This is a genomic window from Streptosporangiales bacterium, from assembly GCA_009379955.1.
Taxonomy (GTDB): Bacteria; Actinomycetota; Actinomycetes; order Streptosporangiales; family WHST01; genus WHST01.
In genome coordinates this window covers 16609-36660 of the sequence record WHST01000048.1, presented here as the reverse complement: position 1 = coordinate 36660, position 20052 = coordinate 16609, and the positions used below count along the sequence as shown (strand labels likewise).

The window sequence follows — 20052 nt, the reverse complement described above, 5'->3', positions numbered from 1 at the left end:
CCGCGGAGATCACCGCGGCCTGCGGCATGGCCGCGGTCGCCAACGGCATCGCGCACGCGATCGGAGCCCGCGTCTTCGAGATGCCGGCGACGCCCGCGCGCGTGCTCGAAGCGATGCGCCGCGCGCCGCAGCGCGTTCGGTGACGTCGAAGGTTCCCGAGCACCAGGAGGATTCCATGCCCATCGTCCATGTCGAGTTCTTCGAGGGACGACCCATCGAGAAGAAGCGTGAGCTCGTCCAGGGCATCACGGAGACGGTGGCACGTACGTGTCAGGTCGACGCGGACGGCGTCCACGTGCTCCTCGAGGAGAGGACGCGGGAGAACTGGGGGCGCGGCGCGCTGCTCAACTCCGACCGTCCGCCGCGCCAGGACTCCGAGGTGATCCCTGGCGTCGACTCGGGCGACGTGGTCATGGTGCTGCAGACGGGCAGCACAGCGGAGAAGGTCCCCGCGTTGCCGTCCAACGGTCTCCTCGGCATCAGGCAAGGGGTCAACTGCGACTCGGACGCCACCCCGGCTGCCCTCGTCCTCGGCGCCTGCTCACCCGGTCAGGACGCGCAGGACGCGTGGGACGGGTTCCTCGCGGAGACGTCGGTCGCCGACGGCAAGGTCATGCGTTGCCTGCGCGCCGATCTGCCACTCGGTGGTCTCCGCGGCCAGAACCGGTTGCCGCTCCATCTGACGATCGGCACCCACCACGTTCGCGAGGACACGGTCGACGAGTACCTGCAGCTGATGCGGCTGGCCGTCCATCCCGAGATGAACCGATGCAGCGGCTTCGTCTCCAGCGACCGGTTGCGCCAGCTGCCGTCGGGTTCGTCGTTCTTCGTGGTGAACCACTGGCTGAGCCGGGAGCACGCCGAGGCCTACGCCTCCAGCCCGGCGCACGACATGCTGAAGGCCCGTGTCCGTCCGTTGCTCCACGACCGCGATCCGCTGGGCTCGTTCGACGTCCTCCCCGACCGTGCACGATAGGCCGCCGGCGGCGGCACCCGGCCTGCTGCTCTGGTCGACGGGTCCGGCGAAGGAGCTCATCGAGCTGGTCGAGCTCGCCGACGACAGCGGCTACTCGGAGCTGTGGTACACCGACATCCGCTTCCAGCACGAGTGCTACATGGGACTCGCGCTCGCCGCGCGACACAGTCGTCGCCTCCTGCTCGGGCCGGGCGTCAGCGATCCGTACAGCAGGCATCCCGCTGTCGTCGCGATGGCGATGGCCACCCTCGACGAGCTCAGCCAGGGCCGCGTGCAGATCGGCCTCGGGACGGGCGGGAGCGGCCTCGCGGAGATGGGGGTGCGCAAGGACCGTCCGGTCCGCGCGTTACGCGAGGCCATCGAGCTGATCAGGGCGATGTTCGAGGGCTCACCCGTCGACTACACGGGGGAGCTCTACCGGCTCCAGGGGACCGGCCTGGGCTTCACACCACTGCGGCGCGACGTCCCTGTCTTCGTCGCCACGCACAGCGCGCAGGTGCTGCGCCTGTCGGGGAAGCTCGCCGACGGAGTGCTGCTCGCCAACCTGGCCAGGCGTCCCGCCATCGACACCGCGATCGAGTCTCTTCGGGACGGCGAGCGCGTCGCCGGCAGGAAGCCGGGATCCGTCGCCGTCCACCTCCGCCTGGAGACCTGCATCGGTGACGACGAGGACAGGGCACTCGAGGTCATGCGCCGCAGGTTCGCCGCGCGGTTGTGCACCACGTACCCGAGGTGGAGCTATCTCGAGGGGTTGGGTGTCACGCCGACGGAGGACACCTGCCGAGCGGCCGAGGCCGGCGACGTCGACGCGGTCGCCAGCGGGCTCTCCGCCGAGGACGTCCGTGCCACCGGGCTGGTGGGATCGGCGGCGACGGTGGTGGAGCAGTTGCACAGCCTGCTGAGCCCGGAGGTCGCCAAGGTCACGATCCGCCCGCTGGCGGCCGAGGGCGATACGCTGGCGTCCACGGTCAGTAGCTTCATCGACGACGTCTGGCCGGTGGTGCGGGGAGTGCCGCGATGAGAGTCGCCATCGTCGGATCGGGGCCGTCGGGACTCTACGCTGTGCGGTCACTGCTGGAGTCGTCCACGACGGTCAGCATCGACGTGTTCGACCGCCTGCCCGCGCCGTACGGGCTGGTGAGGTACGGAGTCGCGCCCGACCATCCGAAGATGCGCACCGTGATTCGCGTGCTGCGGGAGTCGTTCCACGACTCCAACGACGTGGGCTTCTTCGGCAACGTGGCATTCGGTCGTGACCTGACCCATCGTGATCTGCGCGACCACTACCACACCGTGGTCTACGCGACGGGCACACAGGCCGATCGCACGCTCGACATCCCGGGGGAGGACCTGGCCGGCAGTTGCAGCGCCCGGGAGTTCGTCGACTGGTACTGCGGTCATCCCGACACAGCCGACCGCGACTTCGACCTGCATATCGGGCAGGTGGCGGTCGTCGGCGCGGGCAACGTGGCACTCGACGTGGCGAGGATGCTCGCCAAGGGCTACCCGGAGATCGCCACCACCGACGTCCCCGACCGGGTGCTTCGCGCGTTGCGCACCAGCGAGGTCACCGACATCCACGTCTTTGCCCGTCGTGGCGCCGCCCACGCGAAGTACACCCCCATCGAGCTGCGCGAGATGGGCAAGCTCGTCAACGCCGACGTCCTCGTCCGCCCCGACGAGCTCGTCGTCGACGCCGACGGCGAGGCGAGGATGGCCGCGAGCCGCCAGGTTCGGCAGAACGTCGAGATGCTGCGGGACTGGTCGAGCCGCACGCCCGAGGGTCGGCCGCGGCGGGTCCACCTTCGGTTCCTGCGCAGCCCGGTGCGCATCCTCGGTGCGCAGGCGGTGGCCGGTCTCGTCGTCGAGCGCAACGAGCCGGGCGACGACGGTCGCGTCGTGGGAACGGGCGAGCGCGAGTCGGTGGAGGCGGGTCTGGTACTCCGTGCGGTCGGGTACCGTGCGCATCCGCTGCCCGACGTGCAGTTCGATCCGGTGACCTCGACGGTGCCCCATGCGCGCGGTCGTGTGCTCGACGAGACCGGTAGGCCGGTGCCGGGCGACTACGTCGTCGGTTGGGCGAAGCGCGGGCCGACCGGCGTGATCGGCACCAACAAGTCCGACGCGGCCGAGACCGTCGCGAGCATCCTGGAGGACGCCCCACGTCTCGTGCCGCCCCCGTACCAGGCCAGGGAACATCTGCGACTGGCCCTGGCCCGGCGTGGTGTCAGGTTCACCACCTGGCCCGGATGGCTGCGCCTCGATGCGTACGAGAGGGAGCTCGGCCGAGCCCAGGCCCGTGAACGCGTGCGCGTCGCGGACCGTCAGCTCATGCTCGACGTCTCGGACGACGCGACGCCGTAGGCCGTCCGACTCTTCTTCCGCTGTTTCCTCTGCCGAACACCAGGAGGCGAAGGCATGATGTACGTCGTCGCACAGCCGTGCGTGGACCTGCTCGACAGGGCATGCATCGACGAGTGTCCCGTCGACTGCATCTACGAGGGCGGCCGAATGCTCTACATCCAGCCGGATGAGTGCATCGACTGCGGGGCATGCGAGCCCGTGTGCCCCGTCGAGGCGATCTACTACGAGGATGACGTCCCCGACCAGTGGAGTACGTACACGCGGATCAACGCCGAGTTCTTCGCCGGGATCGGGACGCCTGGCGGTTCGGCGAAGATCGGTAGGATCGACGAGGATCACGCCCTCGTCAGGGCGTTGCCTCAACTCACGGGCTCCGACTGATGCCCGGCCGACCGAGCGGAGCCGACATGATGCTCGACCTGAGCCACGACCCGCGGACCGGCGACGCCGTCGACGGTCCGCCGCACTCCGGTGCAGACGAGGTGGCGAGCCTCGTACGCGCGGCGGCGTCCGCGTTCGCGCAGGTGAGCATGGCGACGCCGGCGCGACGTCGCGGCTGGCTGGAGGCGGTGGCCGACGCCGTCGAGGCGCATGCGGACGAGCTCGTGGCAGTGGCCGACGAGGAGACGGCGCTCGGCACGCCGCGGCTCCTCAACGAGCTCGGACGCACTGTGTCGAACATGCGCTACTACGCCGCGGTAGGGGAGAGCGGTGGGTGGATGCATGCGTGCATCGAGACGGTCGCCGGACCTCCACCACTCGACCTGCGCCGTGCCGACCTGCCGGTCGGGCCCGTCGCGGTGTTCGGCGCGAGCAACTTCCCGTTCATGTTCGGTGTGCTCGGCCACGACTCGTGCTCGGCCGTCGCTGCCGGCTGTCCCGTCGTCGTCAAGGCGCATCCCGCCCATCCGCGGCTCAGCCTGCGGCTGGCCGAGGTCGCGCGGAGCGCGTTCGCGTCCGCCGGTGCTCCCGATGGGGTGTTCGCCCTCGTCGTCGGGTTCGATGCCGGCAGCGCGCTCGTCGACGCACCCGACATCGCGGCCGTGGCGTTCACCGGCTCGCAGGCCGGCGGCATGGCGCTCGTCGAGCGAGCCCGGCTGCGTCCGGTCCCGATTCCCGTCTACGCGGAGATGGGCACCGTCAACCCGGTGGTCGTCACCCCGGCGGCGGGCGGGCGGATCGACGAGATCGCCCGGGACTTCGTCGCGTCGTTCACCCTGGGCGCCGGGCAGTTCTGCACCAAGCCCGGCCTGATGCTCGCGCCGGCCGGATGCGGCGCGGTCGAGGCGATCGCCGCGCACACCACCCGCGCTCCCGGCGTGTGGCTCCTGTCGGACGGAATCACGCGGGCCTATCGCGACGGTGTCGCCGCCCTGCGCGCCGCGGGCGGACGCGTGGCAGCGGAGGGCGAGACCCTCGACGACGGGTACGCCGCCCGGCCGACGCTGCTCCAGGTGACGCCGGCGGAGCTGATCGCGGGCTCCCGTCTCCTCGAGGAGTGCTTCGGTCCCGTCGCCCTGCTGGCGGAGTACACCGGCACGGACGACGCGCTGGCCGTCCTGCGGCGCATGCAACCGTCGCTGGCCGGCTCGGTGTACGGCGCGGGCGACGACGACTCCGACACGCCTGCGCTGGTGACACAGCTCGCGGGCCAGGTGGGCCGGGTCGTCATCGACGGCCCGCCGACGGGGGTCGCGTGCATCGACGCGATGCACCACGGCGGACCGTGGCCGTCGACGAGCGTCCCGAGTGCGACGAGCGTGGGGGCGCGTGCCCTGAATCGCTTCACCCGGCCGGTCGCATTCCAGAACGTCCCCCAGGCCGCCCTGCCGCCGGCTCTGCGCGACGACAACCCCTGGCACCTTCCACGCTAGCCTCCTCGTCGTCTCGCGTCAGCTTGCGACGGCCGCCGCCGGGTACGATGCGGGCATGTCCGAGCACCCAGCTGGCTGGTATCCCGACCCGATCCGACGTCACCAGCACCGCTACTGGGACGGTCGGAGCTGGACCGAGCACGTCGGCAGCAACGGTGCCACCTCGACCGATCCGATGCCTCCCCAGCCGCCGGCCACGGCCCATGCCGCGCAGGGAGATCCTGCCCGGTCCGCGGTCGTCGAGGACGATCGCCTTCAGGAGGCGCAGATCCAGGGAATCCTCGCCGAAGCGGGGGTCCAGCCGGTCGGTGCCGGTGGCGGGACGCTGTTCGACGAGCCGGTGCTGATCGTCTACCAGTGGGTCACGGATCTTGCCGAGGGGTTCCGATACAGCATCCTCAGCCCGGCCGGAACGGTCGTCGGGCGGTGCCACGAGATGCTCGTCGACAAGCTGGACCCGGCCGAGGCATCCTTCGGCGAGCTGATGAACGATGCCAACACCGACCGGATCGCGCTCGTCGATCCGTCCGGGGCGCCCTGGGCACGGCTGGCGCACAAGAAGGTGTGGAAGAGCAAGGTCACGATGACCGACGCCGCCGGCCGGGAGATCGGGGTTCTCCAGCAGGAGAACGTGCTTGGCAAGGTCAGACTCGGGCTCGAGGCAGGCGGTCAGGATCTCGGGGAGATCATCTCCGACAACACCCAGCTACTCGGGTTCACGATCACCGACGTCACCAAGAACCCGATCGGCCGCGTGATCAAGCTCGGCCGGTACGCCCAGCCGGGGGTCCTGGGGCCGCGCAAGGTGGTGGGCTGCTACGTCCTCCGGCTGGAGAGCCGCCCGGCCCAGCCGATGCACTCCCTGGTGGTCGCTGCACCCTTGGCGATCGACCTCGCCTTCAGCGTCACCCAGGCAGGTCAACGGTCGCTCGGTCGTACGATCACCGGACACTAGCCACCACGCCGGAGTCGCCCAGGTCGGCCGGCGTGCGGCCGACCTGGACCCGGGTGCTCGGTCAGGCGAGGTCGAACCGGTCGAGGTTCATGACCTTGTCCCACGCGGCCACGAAGTCGCGCACGAACTTCTCCCGTGAGTCGTCGCTCGCGTAGACCTCGGCGACGGCGCGTAGCTCGGAGTTCGAGCCGAAGAGAAGGTCGACGCGGCTGCCGGTCCACGAGACCGTGCTCGTGGCGCGGTCGTGGCCCTCGAAGGTCTCCGCGTCCTCGGACGTCGCCTTCCACTCCGTGCCCATGTCGAGCAGGTTCGCGAAGAAGTCGTTGGTCAGCGACTCGGGCGTCGAGGTGAGGACGCCAAGCGGGGACTGCTTGAGGTTCGCGCCCAGTACACGCAGGCCACCCACGAGGACGGTCATCTCGAGCGCGCTCAGGGTCAGCAGGTTCGCGCGGTCGATCAGGAGGTACTCGGCCGGCAGCCGGTTTCCCTTCCCGAGGTAGTTGCGGAACCCGTCCGCAGCCGGCTCGAGCGGGACGAAGGACTCGATGTCGGTCTGCTCCTGCGACGCGTCCGTGCGTCCCGGGGCGAAGGGCACCTGGATATCGTGGCCGGCGTTCTTGGCGGCCTGCTCGACGGCGGCGCACCCACCGAGCACGATGACGTCGGCGAGCGAGACCCGCGTGCCGCCGGTCTGGGAGCTGTTGAACGCCTCCTGGATCCCCTCCAGCGTGCGCAGCGCTGTCGCCAGCGCGTCGGGGTCGTTGACCTCCCAGCCCCGCTGGGGCTCGAGGCGGATGCGGGCCCCGTTCGCCCCGCCGCGCTTGTCGCTCCCACGGAACGTCGAGGCGGACGCCCAGGCGGTCGAGACGAGCTGGGAGACGGACAGCCCCGAGGTGAGGAGCTGCTCCTTGAGGGTGGCGATCTCCGCCGCCCCGATCAGCTCGTGGTCCACAGCGGGGACGGGATCCTGCCAGATCAGCGTCTCCTGCGGGACCAGCGGCCCGAGGTAGCGCTGGATCGGGCCCATGTCGCGGTGGGTGAGCTTGAACCACGCCCGGGCGAACGCGTCGGCGAACGCGTCGGGGTTCTCGAAGAAGCGCCGCGAGATCGGCTCGTAGATCGGGTCGAACCGCAGCGCGAGGTCGGTCGTGAGCATCGTCGGGGGGCGCGACAGCGAGCCGTCCTCGGGGTCTGGCACGGTGCCGGCTCCGGCGCCGCCCTTCGGCTGCCACTGGTGGGCGCCGGCAGGGCTGCTGGTCAGCTCCCACTCGTAGCCGAACAGGTTCCCGAAGAAGCTGTTGCTCCACTTCGTCGGCGTGGCCGTCCAGGTGACCTCGAGGCCACTGGTGATCGCGTCCCGGCCCTTGCCACTGCCGAAGGTGTTCTTCCAGCCCAGGCCCTGCTCCTGGAGCGGGGCGCCCTCGGGCTCGGGGCCGACGTACTGATCCGGGTCGGCCGCACCGTGGGTCTTGCCGAACGAGTGGCCGCCCGCGATCAGCGCGATGGTCTCCTCGTCGTTCATCGCCATGCGCCGGAACGTCTCGCGGATGTCCCGCGCCGCGGCGAGTGGGTCAGGGTTGCCGTTCGGGCCCTCCGGGTTGACGTAGATGAGGCCCATCTGGACGGCGGCCAGGGGGTTCTCGAGCTCGCGGTCGCCGGTGTAGCGCTCGTCGTCGAGCCAGGTGCGCTCGGGACCCCAGTAGACGTCCTCGTCGGGCTCCCAGACGTCCGCCCGACCGCCGGCGAAGCCGAAGGTCTTGAAGCCCATCGTCTCCAGGGCGCGGTTGCCCGCGAAGACCATGAGGTCGGCCCACGAGATCTTGCGGCCGTACTTCTTCTTCACCGGCCAGAGCAGCCTGCGCGCCTTGTCGAGGCTCGCGTTGTCGGGCCAGCTGTTCAACGGCGCGAAGCGCTGCATGCCGGCGCCGGCGCCGCCACGACCGTCCTCGATGCGGTACGTGCCGGCGCTGTGCCACGCCATCCGGATGAAGAGCGGCCCGTAGTGGCCGAAGTCGGCGGGCCACCAGTCCTGCGAGGTCGTCATCACCTCGTCGACGTCCCTCGCCAGTGCGTCGAGATCCACGGTCTGGAACTCCGCGGCGTAGTCGAAGTCGTCGTCCATGGGGTCGGCCACGGCGGGGTGCTTCCTGAGGATCCTCAGGTTGAGCTGGTTCGGCCACCACTCACGGTTGCTCCCACCCTCGGTCGGGTGCTTGAAGCGCCCGACGGCGACCGGGCATCCGCCTGCGCTCTCCTCGTTCATCTCGCCAACAACGGCGTCCGGGCTGTCAGACACAGGAATCCTTCCGGGATCAGGGTGTGTGCTCGGGAACTGATGTGGGTGTGCAGTCGGGGCACAGGCCCCGGTAGACGACCTCGGCCTCGTCGATCGCGAAACCGTGGTCGGCGGATGCGGTCAAGCAGGGTGCGGCGCCAACGGCGCAGTCGACATCGGCGATGGCACCGCACGACCGGCACACGACGTGGTGGTGGTTGTCCCCGATCCGCGCCTCGTAGCGCGCCACGGAGCCGGGCGGCTGGATGCGCCGCAGCAGCCGCGCGGCAGTCAGCGCGCGCAGCACGTCGTAGACGGCCTGGTGGGACACCTCGCCGAGATCGGTGCGCACGACGCCGATGATCGAGTCCGTGTCGGCGTGCGGATGGTCGTGCACCGCGGACAGCACCGCGAGCCGAGGACGCGTCACGCGCAGAGCAGCCGCGCGCAGCCTGCGCTCGAACTCCGCGGTCGTTGGCACCCTCCGAAGTGTGCCGCATTTTCTGGAATCAATCAAGAATCGGCTGGCGACGGGCGACCCTTCGGTCGCGCGTCAGCCGACTCGCGTCGCGCGCCTCATGGAGCGGGTGAGAGAACCCAGAGGACGCTGCAGGTCTCGTCGGGTGACGGGTTGTGCCAGGTGTGCGGCGCTCTTCCGGGGAAGGTGAAGGCATCGCCTGTCGACAGCCGGGCTGCCTGTCCGTCGTGGACGAGTTCCAGCTCGCCCGCGATGACATAGACGAACTCGGCGTCGCAGTCGAGGGAGTACTCCTCGTCACCGCTGCCGCCACCGGGTGCGATGAGCGAGTGGATCACGCGCAGCTGACTCTGCGTGCCGGGGGTGAGGAGCACCTCGGCGACGTCGCGACCGCCGAAGTTGATCGGCGGTCCCTCGCCGGCCCGAACCAGCGACGTCTCGGCGGGCTCGAACAGGTCACCGACGCGGAGCCCGAGCACGTTGCAGACCGCGACGAGCGAGGCGACGGACGGGGAGACGTCGTCGCGCTCGAGCCGGCTGAGGAATCCCTTGGTGACTCCGGTCTTGCCGGCGACCTTCTCCAGTGTCAGCCCGCGGGCCCGCCGCGCCGCACGTAGCCGCCCACCGATGCGCACGTCCGGCGGACCGTTCGACCGTCTCGGCACGCTACGCCCCCCACTGCATGGCGACCGCGCGGACAGGTGCGCCGTCGGCGTTCTCGAACGCCACCGGCAGTGCGGACACCAGCGGGTCGGGAAAGTCGACGGCCTCGAGGTTGCGCAGGTTCTCGATGATGATGCCGCGGGCAGCTGCGAGCAGATGGTGCACGGGGTATCCGCAGCCGGGGTGGTCGGCGTCCGGTGTCTCGTCGATGTTGATGGCGTCGATCCCGATCGTGCGGACGCCGAGCTCGAGGACGCGACGGCAGGCGTCGGCATCGAGGTAGGGATGGTCGAAGTAGCGCGCGCTACCGAAGTGCGCCGACCAGCCCGTGTGCAGCAACAGGATGTGGTCAGGCCCGAGGGAGCCGGCGTACGGGGCGAGGGAGTCCCAGCCGATCGGCGCGCGAGCGGGTACCCCACGTACGTCGGCGACGACGCCGGTGCCGACGAACCGTTCGAGCGGCACTCGGTCGATCGTCGGTGCGTCGGCCTCGAAGTGGTAGGGCGCGTCGGCATGGGTGCCGGACTGTGATCCCATCTCGACGCGCAGGAGGTTGAAGCCGTGCTCGGCGATCGTCGAGTGGGTCGTGAACCGAGGGACGGGATCGCCCGGATAGACCTGAGTGTGCTGCCCGACGGGGACGGACAGGTCGACGATCCGGCGGACGTGCATCACTGCTCCTCTGTCTGTACTGGTAAACAGATGTTGCCTATCACGAAACATCCGTCTAGGGTACCGCTCGTCGGGGGCAGCGTCCTTGAACCGAGGAGACCGGCATGAACGGGTCGGAGCGGGCCGACGGCGCGGCGCAGCGACGCTCACCGAGGGCCACCGAGATCGAGCAGCACGGCATCGACACCATCCCCGACGAGCACCGCACCGCACGACCGTTCGACCTGTTCCGCATCCAGTTCGGCGGCGCGAACACCTTCGCTACCATCATCCTCGGGACGTTCCCCGTACTGCTCGGCCTGTCGTGGTGGCAGGCCGTAGCGGCGACGGTCGTCGGTGTCGTCGCGGGCGCCGTGATCCTCATGCCGATGGGGCTGTTCGGGCCGGCGACCGGCACGAACAACGCGGTCTCCTCCGGCGCCCATCTCGGCGTCCGCGGTCGGGTGGTGGGCTCGTTCCTCTCGCTGCTCACCGCGCTCGCGTTCTACTCGATCTCGGTGTGGGTCAGCGGCGACGCACTCGTCGGCGCGGCAGCCCGACTCTTCGACGTGCCCGACTCCGACCTGACCCGTGGACTCGCCTACGCGGTGCTCGGCGCACTCGTGATCGTCGTGGTGGTCTACGGCTACCAGTTCATGCTGCTGGTCAACAAGGTCGTCGTCATCGGCAACACCGTGCTGATGCTGGTCGGCATCGTGGCGTACGCGTCGCGCTTCGACGCCGGCTACGATCCTGGTCCGCAGGCGTACGCACTCGGCGAGTTCTGGCCGACCTTCGTGCTCTCGGCGCTCATCGTGATGGGCAACCCGGTGTCCTTCGGTGCATTCCTCGGCGACTGGACCCGGTACATCCCCGCCGCGACCAGGCCCTCCCGCCTGCTCGCAGCGACCTTCCTCGCGCAGCTCGCAACGCTCGTGCCGTTCTTCTTCGGCGTCGCGACCGCCACCCTCGTCGCGGGGGAGGAGGACTACGTATTCGCTCTGATCCAGATCTCGCCGTTGTGGTACGCGCTGCTGCTCATGGTCGTGGCATTCCTCGGTGGGATGTCCACCGGCGTGACGTCGCTCTACGGCACCGGTCTCGACTTCTCGTCGGTGTTCCCCCGCTTCACCCGGGTGCAGGCGTCGCTGCTCATCGGTGCGCTCGCCTTCCTCTTCATCCTCATCGGCCGGCTGGTCTTCAACCTGATCGACAGTGTCAACGCGTTCGTCGGCGCGATCGTCATCTGCACCACCCCCTGGATGATCATCATGACGCTCGGGTACATCGTGCGCCGCGGCTACTACTCACCGGCCGACGTGCAGGTGTTCAACGAGGGGCGGATCGGCGGCCGGTACTGGTTCCGTGCCGGCGTCAACTGGCGGGGAATCGCGGCGTGGGTGCCGGCGGCCGTCGGCGGGTTGCTGTTCGCGAACTATCCGCCGCTGATCGAGGGTCCGTTGCGCAACGTCGCGGGTGGCGTCGACATCAGCCTGTTCGTCACGATCGGGCTCGCCGCGGTGGTGTACCTCGCGCTCCTCGGTCTCGTACCCGAGCCGCGGTACGTGTTCGGCCCTGCGGGGCCACGCGGAACACGCGTCGTCGATGCGGACATCCCGCCGGTCGTGGACGACCCACGCGCCTCGGCCCACCGGCTGCGGCACCGACAGGCCGCCGCGGCGAGAGCGACGTCCCGTCGGCCGTAGGCCGTGATGGTCAGTCCTGCTTCACCTCACCGACATGGGCTTCACCTCGTCCCGGCATGAGGTGAAGTCCTCGCTGATCACGTTCACGTGATCAACGGGAGCCCTGACCGTTCGGGGAGGGTAGGTCTGCTCCTGTGTACATGCGCGTGCCCGCCACGTAGAGCTGGTCGGCCGGGAAGCGGGTGAGCAGGTCGCAGCCGTGTCGGGTGACGACGACCTCTTCCTCGATCCGGGCGGCCGCCGATCCGTCCGGCGTCGGCCAGTAGGTCTCGATCGCGAACACCATGCCTTCCTCGAGCCGCACCGGGTGCTCGAAGGAGTGGTACCGGCTCATCAACGGCCGCTCCCAGTTGGACAGGCCGAGGCCGTGGCAGTACTGCAGGCCGAACGCCTCCTCCTCGGTCGCGAAGCCGAACTCCTGCGCCGCGGGGAAGTGCCGCACGACGTCGGCGGACGTCGCGCCCGGCCGGATCTCCGCGATCGCGTTGTCCATGAACTCCCGCGCCCGGCCGTAGGCGTCGCGTTGCTGACGGTTGGCGCTGCCCACGTTCAAGGTGCGGTAGTAGCACGTGCGGTAGCCGTTGAAGGAGTGGATGATGTCGAAGTACGCGGTGTCGCCTGGTCGGAGCATCCGGTCCGAGAAGACATGCGGGTGCGGGCTGCAGCGTTCTCCCGAGATGGAGTTGACGGCCTCGACCTCCTCGGAGCCGTTCTCGTAGAGGTAGTGGTTGACCAGGGCCACGCAGTCGTTCTCCCGCACGCCCGCGCGCAGGTACCGGTAGAGCTCGTCGTACGCGCCGTCCACCAACGCGGCGGAGTGGTCGAGCAGGGCGATCTCGTCAGCGGTCTTGATCGCCCGGACATCCTGCATGAGGCCGTGGCCGTCCTCGATGTGCAGGCCCTCGCGCTCGAGTGCCTTGAGCACGGGTATCTCCACGACGTCGACGCCGATCGGCTCGCCCGCCACCCCGTGCTCGCGCAGGATGTCGGCGATCCGCTTCGCATTGCCCCGCTCGACACCGACGTCCTCGGGAATGGCGCCGCGCCAGCTCGATATGCCGGCCCGCCAGTTCTCTCGGTCGTTCCACGGCGCGAAGGTCTGATGCGTGCGGGCCGCCGAGCCGATGTCCCACAGGATCGGATCGTGACCGCGAACCACCAGGGCGCATCGGAAGAGCTTGTCCCGCGCCCAGTTTCCGATGTGCGTCGCGGTGGCGTAGCGGATGTTGTTCATGTCGAAGAGGATCAACGCGCCGAGCTCGGAACGTTCGAGCGCGTCACGAACCTTCGCGAAACGCTCGGTGCGCAACCGGGTGAAGTCGACCCGTTGCTCCCAGTCGGTCGCCATGGTGGCACCGGGTGACGCTACCGGCGTGCTCTGCGTCGCCGCGGAGAAGTTCTTGACCATCATGCGCTCCTCGAGGGACGGTCAGACCGGTGCGTACTCGCCCGGTTCGCTTGTCATCGTCGCGGCTCGCGGTACCGGATCCGCGCGGCGCAAGGCCTGCCACACCGTCGTCACCAGATGCTGTGTCGTCAGCCCGTACCTCTCGAACAGGTACGCAGCCGTCTGTGCCCCCTCCGCGAACACGTCCTGGAGTCCGATCCGGTGCAGCGGACGTCCGATCCCCGCCTCTGCACAGGCCTCGGCCACCGCGGAGCCGAGGCCGCCGATGACCGAATGGTTCTCGGCGGTCACCACCACCTGTGCCTCGGCCGCGACGCCTCGCACGGTCGCGACGTCCAGGGGCTTCGTCACCGGCACGTTGACGACGGACACCGAGACCTCGTGCGCGCGCAACAGCCGTTCCGCGGCGAGTGCGGAGGCGAGCAACATCCCGCTGGCGAACAGCGCGACGTCCGTACCCTCGGTGAGAACCTGTGCGCGATCGAGGCGGAGGCGATGGTCGTCGCCGAAGATGACGGGGATCTCGCCGCGCTTGAGCCTGATGTAGGCCGGACCCGGGAGGTCGACGACGGCGCGGACGACCTGCCGTGTCTCGACGGCGTCGGCGACGTCGATGACGGTCATGCCCGGTAACGCACGCATCAGCGCGACGTCGTCGATGGCCTGGTGGCTCGGCCCGCCGGGACTCGAGACACCCGGCATGAACCCGACGATCCGCACCGGCAGGCGTGGGTACGCGATCGCGTTGGCGACCTGGTCGTACGCCCGACGGGTCGCGAAGACGCCGAAGGTGTGCACGAAGGGCAGGTGTCCCGAGCGAGCCAACGCGGCGGCGACGCCCATCATGTTCGCCTCCGCCATGCCGGCCTGCACGAACCGGTCGGGCAGCTCGTCCTGGAAGAGATCGACCTCGCACTGGCGGGTGAGGTCACCACTCAGGCAGACGATCTCGTCGCGCTCCTTCGCGACCTCGACCAGTGCCCGGCCATACGGTTTGAGCATGGTGCGGTACGGAGCCTCGAGTGCGCTGCTCATGTCCGCTCCAGCTCCGTGGTGAGCTCTGCGACCGCGCGCGTGGCGAGCTCGCCGGGCAACTTGACGAAGTGGCCGTCGGCGTCCGGCGGCAGGCAACGCAGGCCGTGTCTCGTCGACGTCCGGCAGACGATGACGTGCGGACGGGCGGCGTCGACCGCGGCCTCGAGTGCCCGGATCACGGCGGCGACATCGTGCCCGTCGACCTCGACGGCGTCCCAGCCGAACGAGGTCCACTTGTCGGCGATGGGTTCGAGGGTGGTGATGGTGTCGACCGGGCCGTCGACCTGCGAGTTGTTCGCGTCGAGCAGCACAGTGATGCGACCGAGGCGGTGGTGGCCGGCGAACATCGCGGCCTCCCAGAGCTGTCCCTCCTCCAGCTCACCGTCGCTCACGAACGCGAACGTGCGCCGCTCCGTCGCTCCCGTGAGCCGATCCGACAACGCGAAGCCCGCGGCCGCCGACAGTCCCTGGCCGAGCGACCCGCAGGTGTGGTCGAGCACCTTTGTCCGCTCCGAGCCGATGGCTTCGACGGATGATCCGTTCTCACCGTACGTCGCGAGCGTCTCCTCGTCGGCGAGGCCGATCTCCACGGCGGCCGCGAAGGCGGCGACGACGTAGTGTCCCGGCGAGCAGACCACGCGGTCCACTCCCGGCCGCAGCACGGCGGCGTAGAGTGCGGCGAACTGCTCGGCCGACGACAGTGCCTGACCCAGGTAGCCGAACCCCTGCTTCGCGACCATGCGTACCGCGCGCAGGCGGATCCCGATGGCGACCCGCCGCGGATCGTGGGCGCCGTCGGCGGCCGAGGGAGGTGTGACCGGGGGAGGAATAGAGGAGTCCTAACCGGTGGCTAATTGGCTAAGCCACTTCATCATCACCGCGGTCCGCGCGGCTGTCAAGGCACTATCCTCGTAGCGAGGAGTGGCGCGAAGCGACGTACCGGAGGGGGATTCGCGAGTTGACCCAGCAGAAGCCGAGTCGGGCCGTCGACATGACCGGTGTCGGCGCCGCGTCTGTCACGCGACTGTCCGACGCGGTCTCCGAGCAGATCCGGCAGTTCATCGTGCGCGAGGATCTCCCCGAGGGATCGCGTCTCCCGTCGGAGCGTGAGCTCGCCATCAGGTTCGACACGAGCCGCCCGACGGTCAGTCAGGCACTGCGCACGTTGTCGTTGATGGGGATGGTCGAGATTCGACGCGGGTCCGGAGCGTACGTCCTGCGCAGGCCGGCGACGATGGTCACCGCATCGATGAGTCTCATGCTCGCCGAGGATCACAAGTCCATCCACGATCTCATGCAACTGCGGCTGTGGCTCGAGACGGTCGGCGTCCAGGAGGCGGCCAGACGGGCGCCGCCGGTGACCAAGAAGGAGCTGGCCACGATCCGGGCCGCTCTGGGCCGCCTGGCCGACGCCGCGGGCAACACCTCGGCCTGGATCGCGGCGGACACCGTCTTCCACGCGGCGATCGTCGGCGCGGCCAGGAATCCGTACCTCACGGCCATGTACGAGAGCGTGCACACGTCGATCCTGTCCTTCGAGTACGAGCACTGGGTCAAGACGCAGGCTGAACCGGACTGGCTTCGCGAGGCCGGTGGCGAAGATCTCCTCGCGCTGCACGAGCCCATCCTCGAGGCTGTCGCCATGCGGGATGTCGTGGCGGTCGAGCAGGCGGTGCTGCGTCATCACGAGACGATGCACCGTCACGTCGACGCGCGGCTCCGGAGTAAGGCCCGGGGTCGCCGTCGGGCCAGGAAGTAGTCCAAGCGCGCAGGTCTGGGCGGCGGACCGTGTGCAGGGGTGCGCCTTCCTGTTGACCCGTTGACGAGTCTCCGGGCGGGTGTCAAACTGGCTAAGCCACTTTCCAGACCCCTGATCCGATGATCGATCGACTGCCGCCCCGTCATCTCGTTGAAGGCATGTTGCCGCAACCGTTGCAGCAACAGCAGGTGCGGCCGCCGATCGCCGAGGGCGTATCAGCCCGCCGGACTGACCGACAGGGGTGGCACGCAAAGGAGCGGCCGTAGGCATGCGACCGAGAAGAAACGTGCACCTGACCGCAGCGTTGCTGCTCGTACTCGGCCTCCTGATCTCGGCATGCGCCACGGGTGAGGACGATGAGGGCGCCGGCGACAAGAACACACCGATCGTCGTCGGCGGGACGCTCGGACTCTCCGGCGTGTACGCCACGTCGTCGGCCGCCTACCGAGCCGCATACGACTTCTGGGTCGCTGACGTCAACAAGCATGGCGGTCTGCTCGGACGCAAGGTGAAGCTCGTCATCTACGACGACGAGAGCAACCCCACCACCGCGCAGCAGCTCTACCAGAAACTCATCAACGAGGACAACGCCGATCTGCTGCTCGCGCCTTATGCGACAGCCGTCGGGGGAGCGATCGTGCCGATCACCGAACGTGCCGGCAAGGTCCTGTGGAACGGCGGGTTCGTCAGCCAGGAGCTGCACGCGAGGAACAAGCTGATCGTGAACAGCTACCCGTACCAGGACACGCAGTATGCGTTGCCGCTGTTCGAGTACTTCAAGTCGCTTCCGTCGAGCCAACGGCCGAAGACGCTGGCCATCGTCACGGCACAGAACCCGTTCCCGCTCGCCGTACGTTCGGGCTACGACGGCAAGGACGGGGTGCTGAACTACGCCAAGCAGCTGGGCATCAAGGTCGTCTTCGACGAGGAGTACGAGCAGACGGCGTCCGATGTCAACGGCCTGATCCAGCGGGCGAAGGCGAAGAAGCCGGACGCGTTCATCCAGCTGAGCCTGCCCGACGATGCGGCACTCCTGGCGAAGACCGCTCACGAGCAGGACTTCCGGCCGCGCTTCTACTGCTCGTGCGGCTCCCAGGTCACGACGCTGCCGACGTGGGGCGACTTGGGTGCGGCGGGCAGCGGAGTCATGGCGACGACGACGGCGTGGCCCACCCAGGGATACCCGATGCAGAAGGAACTGTTCTCGATGCTCGAGAAGAAGTTCGACTACGAGGAGATGCCGGCCTACGGCGCCGTGGCGCTCGCCATCCTCCAGGTGATGCAGCAGGCCGTGAACGGTGCGAAGACGCTCGACCAGCAGAAGATCCGCGACTACATGGAGGGCAAGACGTTCCGGACGGCGGTCGGGAACATCAGGTACAACTCCGACGGCACGATCAAGTTCGGTGCGCTGCTCGTCCAGTACCAGAAGGACCACAACGAGGTGATCTGGCCGAAGCGCGATGCCACCGGTCGAGCGGTCGTCCCGTCGAGGTGAGCCATCAGCCAGGGGAGGCCGACATGGCATCCGGCGTCGTCGCCACCGGGCTGAACAAGTCCTTCGGCGGTCAGCACGTCGTGCGTGATGTCTCGCTTCGCGTACCCCCGGGCACGATCGTCGGGCTGATCGGGCCGAACGGATCAGGCAAGACCACGACGCTCAACCTGCTCAACGGGGCGCTCCGGCCCGATGGCGGGTCGATCCTCGTCGGCGGAACAGAGCTGGCCGGACGCTCGAGCAGGGAGTTCGTCCGCCACGGCGTCACTCGTACCTTCCAGACGGCACGGGTGTTCACCACCGTCACCGCATTCGAGAACCTGCTCGTCCCGACCCTGCACCACCGGGAGCCGCGCCGCGTGTTGCATCGCAGGGCCGAGGAGCTGCTCGAGTTCGTGGGGCTCACCGCACATCGCGACACACCGGCGAGCGAGCTGTCCGGCGGACAACAGAAGCTGCTCGAGTTCGTGCGGGCCCTGATGACCGAGCCGAGCACGGTGCTCATGGACGAGCCGTTCGCGGGCGTGCATCCCAGTCTCAAGCAGGTGATGCACGAGCGCATCCGCGAGCGGAACAGGCAGCGCACGTCGTTCGTGGTCGTGAGCCACGAGATCCCCGACCTGATGCGGCTCTCCGACGAGGTGACCTGCCTGGGCGACGGCGCGGTCATCTGCCAGGGCACTCCGGCCGTTGTCTCCGACGACGCCAAGGTCATCACGGCGTACCTGGGTACCCGCGGCACGTCACGGAAGGCATCATGACGCCCGACGCTGCGCAGACGGCAGTGGGCTCCGCCACGGCCGGACTGGTCATGGAGCATGTGACGGCCGGCTACCTGAGCCACGACATCGTGCTGGACGACGTGTCCCTGTGGGCACGCACGGGCCAGGTGACGGCGGTGCTCGGGCCGAACGGGTCGGGCAAGTCCACGGCGCTACGCGTGCTCTACGGTTTCCTGCAGCCGCGCACCGGAAGGATCACTCTCGCCGGTGCCGACGTGACGCGAGTCCCCGTCGACGCGCGCACGGCGCTCGGCATGGCCTTGCTGCCTCAGGGCCGCTCGGTCTTCCCCCAGCTGACCGTGCTGGACAACCTCAGGCTCGGTGCATGGCACCTGCGCAGGCGACGATCGGCGCTGACCGCGGCCGTGGATGCGATGTTCGACCGGTACCCGACGCTGCGCCAGGTGCGCGACAAACCTGCGGGCAGCCTCTCCGGAGGTCAGGCGCGCCTCCTCGAGTTCGGCCGCACCCTCGTGCTGGATCCCGCGGTGATCCTGATCGACGAGCCTTCGGTCGGCCTGTCGCCCGTCCTCGTCGACACCGTGTACGACGAGCTGGGACGGATCAAGCGTGAGGGGCGCACCGTCCTGCTCGTCGAGCAGAACGTCCAGGCAGCCGTCGAGCTCGCCGACTACGTCTACACGCTCGCCTACGGGCGCAACCATCTCGACGGCGAGCGCGCGCAGTTCGGTGACCGGTTGGATCAGCTGATCAAGAGCTGGCTCCAGCTCGACGCGACCGGGGGGAGGGCCTCGTGAGCACCCTTGCGCAGGCGATGGTGACCGGCCTGCTGCTCGGCATGATCTATGCGGCCGTCGCGGTCGGGCTCAGCCTGGTGCTCGGCATCCTTGGCGTCGTCAACATCGCGCACAGCGCGCTGCTCGTCCTGGGGTCCCTCCTCGCCTGGCAGTTCGTGAGTGGGTGGAACGTCGACCCGCTCGTGACCGTGGTGCTCGTCGTGGGCCTGTTCGTCGCCTTGGGTGCGGGCATCGAGCGCACCGTCGTTCGGCGCCTCACGCGTGAGGCCGACCTCACCGTGCTCCTCGTGTTCTTCGGTCTGATGGTGATCGTGGAGAGCGTCGCGATCCTGCGCTTCAGCACCGACACCTACACCGTGCCGCTCGGTTACCTGTCCGACGTGATCCACCTCGGGCCGGTCAACGTGCCGGTCGCACGTCTGGTGGGTGCCGTCCTCACGCTCGTCCTGATGATCGGCCTGCATCTGTTCCTCACCCGTACGCTGACGGGGACGGCGATGCGGGGCCTGGCGCAGAACCGCGACGTCGCCTCGATGCTCGGGATACGTGTCCGCCGGTTGTCGGCATGGGTGTTCGTGGGAGGCGTCGCGCTCGCCGGGTTCGGTGGGGTGGTGCTCGCCTACAGCGTGCCGTTCAGCCCGCAGGGTCACGTGCGGTGGCTGGCCTGGGCATTCCTCGTCGTGATCATCGGCGGCCTGGGCAGCGTGTGGAACACCCTGCTGGCCGGCCTCGTGCTCGGCATCGCCGAAGCGTTGATGGGTGCGCTGCTGCCCTTCCGGTACGTCTATCTCGCGGTGTATGCGCTGCTCGCCCTCGCCTTGATCGTGCGCCGCGAGGGGCTGCGCGGTAGAGCAGTGCGGGCGATGTGAG

19 protein-coding genes are annotated in these 20052 nt (G+C 69.0%); 12 read left to right on the top strand and 7 right to left on the bottom strand.

Annotation, left to right across the window (positions count from 1 at the left end; translation table 11 throughout):
* The first annotated feature begins 175 nt into the window (after positions 1–175).
* From GEV10_15820 to GEV10_15795, 6 genes are read left to right on the top strand one after another with little or no spacing between them, the layout of a single operon-like run.
* On the top strand, positions 176–976 hold the full coding sequence (locus GEV10_15820) for a hypothetical protein (GenBank protein MQA79925.1): 801 nt from the start codon (positions 176–178) through the stop codon (positions 974–976).
* On the top strand, positions 906–1997 hold the full coding sequence (locus GEV10_15815; protein MQA79924.1) for an LLM class flavin-dependent oxidoreductase: 1092 nt from the start codon (positions 906–908) through the stop codon (positions 1995–1997). Before GEV10_15820 ends, GEV10_15815 begins: the two co-directional genes overlap by 71 nt.
* Positions 1994–3340: an NADP oxidoreductase gene (locus tag GEV10_15810; GenBank protein ID MQA79923.1), complete on the top strand. Its 1347-nt coding sequence runs from the start codon at positions 1994–1996 to the stop codon at positions 3338–3340. Before GEV10_15815 ends, GEV10_15810 begins: the two co-directional genes overlap by 4 nt.
* Before the next feature lie 54 nt (positions 3341–3394).
* On the top strand, positions 3395–3721 hold the full coding sequence (locus GEV10_15805) for a ferredoxin (GenBank protein MQA79922.1): 327 nt from the start codon (positions 3395–3397) through the stop codon (positions 3719–3721).
* Positions 3722–3750: 29 nt separating this feature from the next.
* The gene (locus GEV10_15800) at positions 3751–5214 is read left to right on the top strand and encodes an aldehyde dehydrogenase family protein (GenBank protein MQA79921.1); all 1464 of its coding nucleotides are present in this window, start codon (positions 3751–3753) and stop codon (positions 5212–5214) included.
* A 55-nt stretch (positions 5215–5269) separates the two neighbouring features.
* Positions 5270–6169: a DUF2510 domain-containing protein gene (locus GEV10_15795; GenBank protein ID MQA79920.1), complete on the top strand. Its 900-nt coding sequence runs from the start codon at positions 5270–5272 to the stop codon at positions 6167–6169.
* Between the two features lie 61 nt (positions 6170–6230).
* On the opposite strand, the gene katG is transcribed toward GEV10_15795, so the two are convergent.
* The 4 genes from katG to GEV10_15775 form a co-directional block, all read right to left on the bottom strand.
* Positions 6231–8465: a catalase/peroxidase HPI gene (katG, locus tag GEV10_15790; GenBank protein MQA79919.1), complete on the bottom strand. Its 2235-nt coding sequence runs from the start codon at positions 8463–8465 to the stop codon at positions 6231–6233.
* Positions 8466–8481: 16 nt separating this feature from the next.
* Complete coding sequence (locus GEV10_15785; protein MQA79918.1) at positions 8482–8925, bottom strand: transcriptional repressor; 444 nt, start codon at positions 8923–8925, stop codon at positions 8482–8484.
* Positions 8926–9020: 95 nt separating this feature from the next.
* Positions 9021–9587, bottom strand: coding sequence for a cupin domain-containing protein (locus GEV10_15780; protein ID MQA79917.1), 567 nt, complete (start codon positions 9585–9587; stop codon positions 9021–9023).
* A gap of 1 nt (position 9588) precedes the next feature.
* A complete protein-coding gene (locus GEV10_15775) occupies positions 9589–10257 on the bottom strand; it encodes a cyclase family protein (GenBank protein MQA79916.1) in 669 nt (222 codons plus the stop codon).
* A gap of 104 nt (positions 10258–10361) precedes the next feature.
* Between GEV10_15775 and GEV10_15770 the strand changes: the two genes are divergently transcribed.
* The gene (locus GEV10_15770) at positions 10362–11942 is read left to right on the top strand and encodes a cytosine permease (GenBank protein MQA79915.1); all 1581 of its coding nucleotides are present in this window, start codon (positions 10362–10364) and stop codon (positions 11940–11942) included.
* Between the two features lie 91 nt (positions 11943–12033).
* Here the strand turns inward: GEV10_15770 and GEV10_15765 are convergent, their stop codons facing one another.
* From GEV10_15765 to GEV10_15755, 3 genes are all read right to left on the bottom strand, one after another.
* A complete protein-coding gene (locus tag GEV10_15765; protein MQA79914.1) occupies positions 12034–13290 on the bottom strand; it encodes a M24 family metallopeptidase in 1257 nt (418 codons plus the stop codon).
* An 81-nt stretch (positions 13291–13371) separates the two neighbouring features.
* Positions 13372–14385, bottom strand: coding sequence for a transketolase (locus GEV10_15760; protein MQA79913.1), 1014 nt, complete (start codon positions 14383–14385; stop codon positions 13372–13374).
* Complete coding sequence (locus GEV10_15755; protein ID MQA79912.1) at positions 14382–15125, bottom strand: transketolase; 744 nt, start codon at positions 15123–15125, stop codon at positions 14382–14384. Before GEV10_15755 ends, GEV10_15760 begins: the two co-directional genes overlap by 4 nt.
* A 218-nt stretch (positions 15126–15343) precedes the next feature.
* Here GEV10_15755 and GEV10_15750 point away from each other — a divergent pair, with 218 nt between their 5' ends.
* From GEV10_15750 to GEV10_15730, 5 genes are all read left to right on the top strand, one after another.
* Entirely contained in the window at positions 15344–16144 is an 801-nt protein-coding gene (locus GEV10_15750) for an FCD domain-containing protein (protein MQA79911.1), read from the top strand.
* A gap of 268 nt (positions 16145–16412) precedes the next feature.
* Positions 16413–17642 carry an ABC transporter substrate-binding protein gene (locus tag GEV10_15745; protein ID MQA79910.1) on the top strand — a complete coding sequence of 410 codons (1230 nt, stop codon included), beginning with the start codon at positions 16413–16415 and terminating at the stop codon, positions 17640–17642.
* A gap of 23 nt (positions 17643–17665) precedes the next feature.
* Positions 17666–18403, top strand: coding sequence for an ATP-binding cassette domain-containing protein (locus GEV10_15740; protein ID MQA79909.1), 738 nt, complete (start codon positions 17666–17668; stop codon positions 18401–18403).
* On the top strand, positions 18400–19182 hold the full coding sequence (locus GEV10_15735; protein MQA79908.1) for an ATP-binding cassette domain-containing protein: 783 nt from the start codon (positions 18400–18402) through the stop codon (positions 19180–19182). The genes GEV10_15740 and GEV10_15735 overlap by 4 nt, the downstream gene beginning before the upstream one ends.
* Complete coding sequence (locus GEV10_15730; protein MQA79907.1) at positions 19179–20051, top strand: hypothetical protein; 873 nt, start codon at positions 19179–19181, stop codon at positions 20049–20051. Before GEV10_15735 ends, GEV10_15730 begins: the two co-directional genes overlap by 4 nt.
* The last annotated feature ends 1 nt before the right edge of the window (position 20052 follow it).

What these genes read in the sequence shown, in the direction of transcription:
- GEV10_15800 (MQA79921.1), top strand. Translation starts at nt 3,751, where the DNA reads ATGCTCGACCTGAGCCACGACCCGCGGACCGGCGACGCCGTCGACGGT.
- GEV10_15760 (MQA79913.1), bottom strand. Translation starts at nt 14,385, where the DNA reads ATGAGCAGCGCACTCGAGGCTCCGTACCGCACCATGCTCAAACCGTAT.
- GEV10_15735 (MQA79908.1), top strand. Translation starts at nt 18,400, where the DNA reads ATGACGCCCGACGCTGCGCAGACGGCAGTGGGCTCCGCCACGGCCGGA.
- GEV10_15820 (MQA79925.1), top strand. Translation starts at nt 176, where the DNA reads ATGCCCATCGTCCATGTCGAGTTCTTCGAGGGACGACCCATCGAGAAG.
- GEV10_15795 (MQA79920.1), top strand. Translation starts at nt 5,270, where the DNA reads ATGTCCGAGCACCCAGCTGGCTGGTATCCCGACCCGATCCGACGTCAC.
- GEV10_15745 (MQA79910.1), top strand. Translation starts at nt 16,413, where the DNA reads ATGCGACCGAGAAGAAACGTGCACCTGACCGCAGCGTTGCTGCTCGTA.
- GEV10_15765 (MQA79914.1), bottom strand. Translation starts at nt 13,290, where the DNA reads ATGGCGACCGACTGGGAGCAACGGGTCGACTTCACCCGGTTGCGCACC.
- GEV10_15740 (MQA79909.1), top strand. Translation starts at nt 17,666, where the DNA reads ATGGCATCCGGCGTCGTCGCCACCGGGCTGAACAAGTCCTTCGGCGGT.
- GEV10_15770 (MQA79915.1), top strand. Translation starts at nt 10,362, where the DNA reads ATGAACGGGTCGGAGCGGGCCGACGGCGCGGCGCAGCGACGCTCACCG.
- GEV10_15810 (MQA79923.1), top strand. Translation starts at nt 1,994, where the DNA reads ATGAGAGTCGCCATCGTCGGATCGGGGCCGTCGGGACTCTACGCTGTG.
- GEV10_15805 (MQA79922.1), top strand. Translation starts at nt 3,395, where the DNA reads ATGATGTACGTCGTCGCACAGCCGTGCGTGGACCTGCTCGACAGGGCA.
- GEV10_15775 (MQA79916.1), bottom strand. Translation starts at nt 10,257, where the DNA reads ATGCACGTCCGCCGGATCGTCGACCTGTCCGTCCCCGTCGGGCAGCAC.
- GEV10_15755 (MQA79912.1), bottom strand. Translation starts at nt 15,125, where the DNA reads ATGGTCGCGAAGCAGGGGTTCGGCTACCTGGGTCAGGCACTGTCGTCG.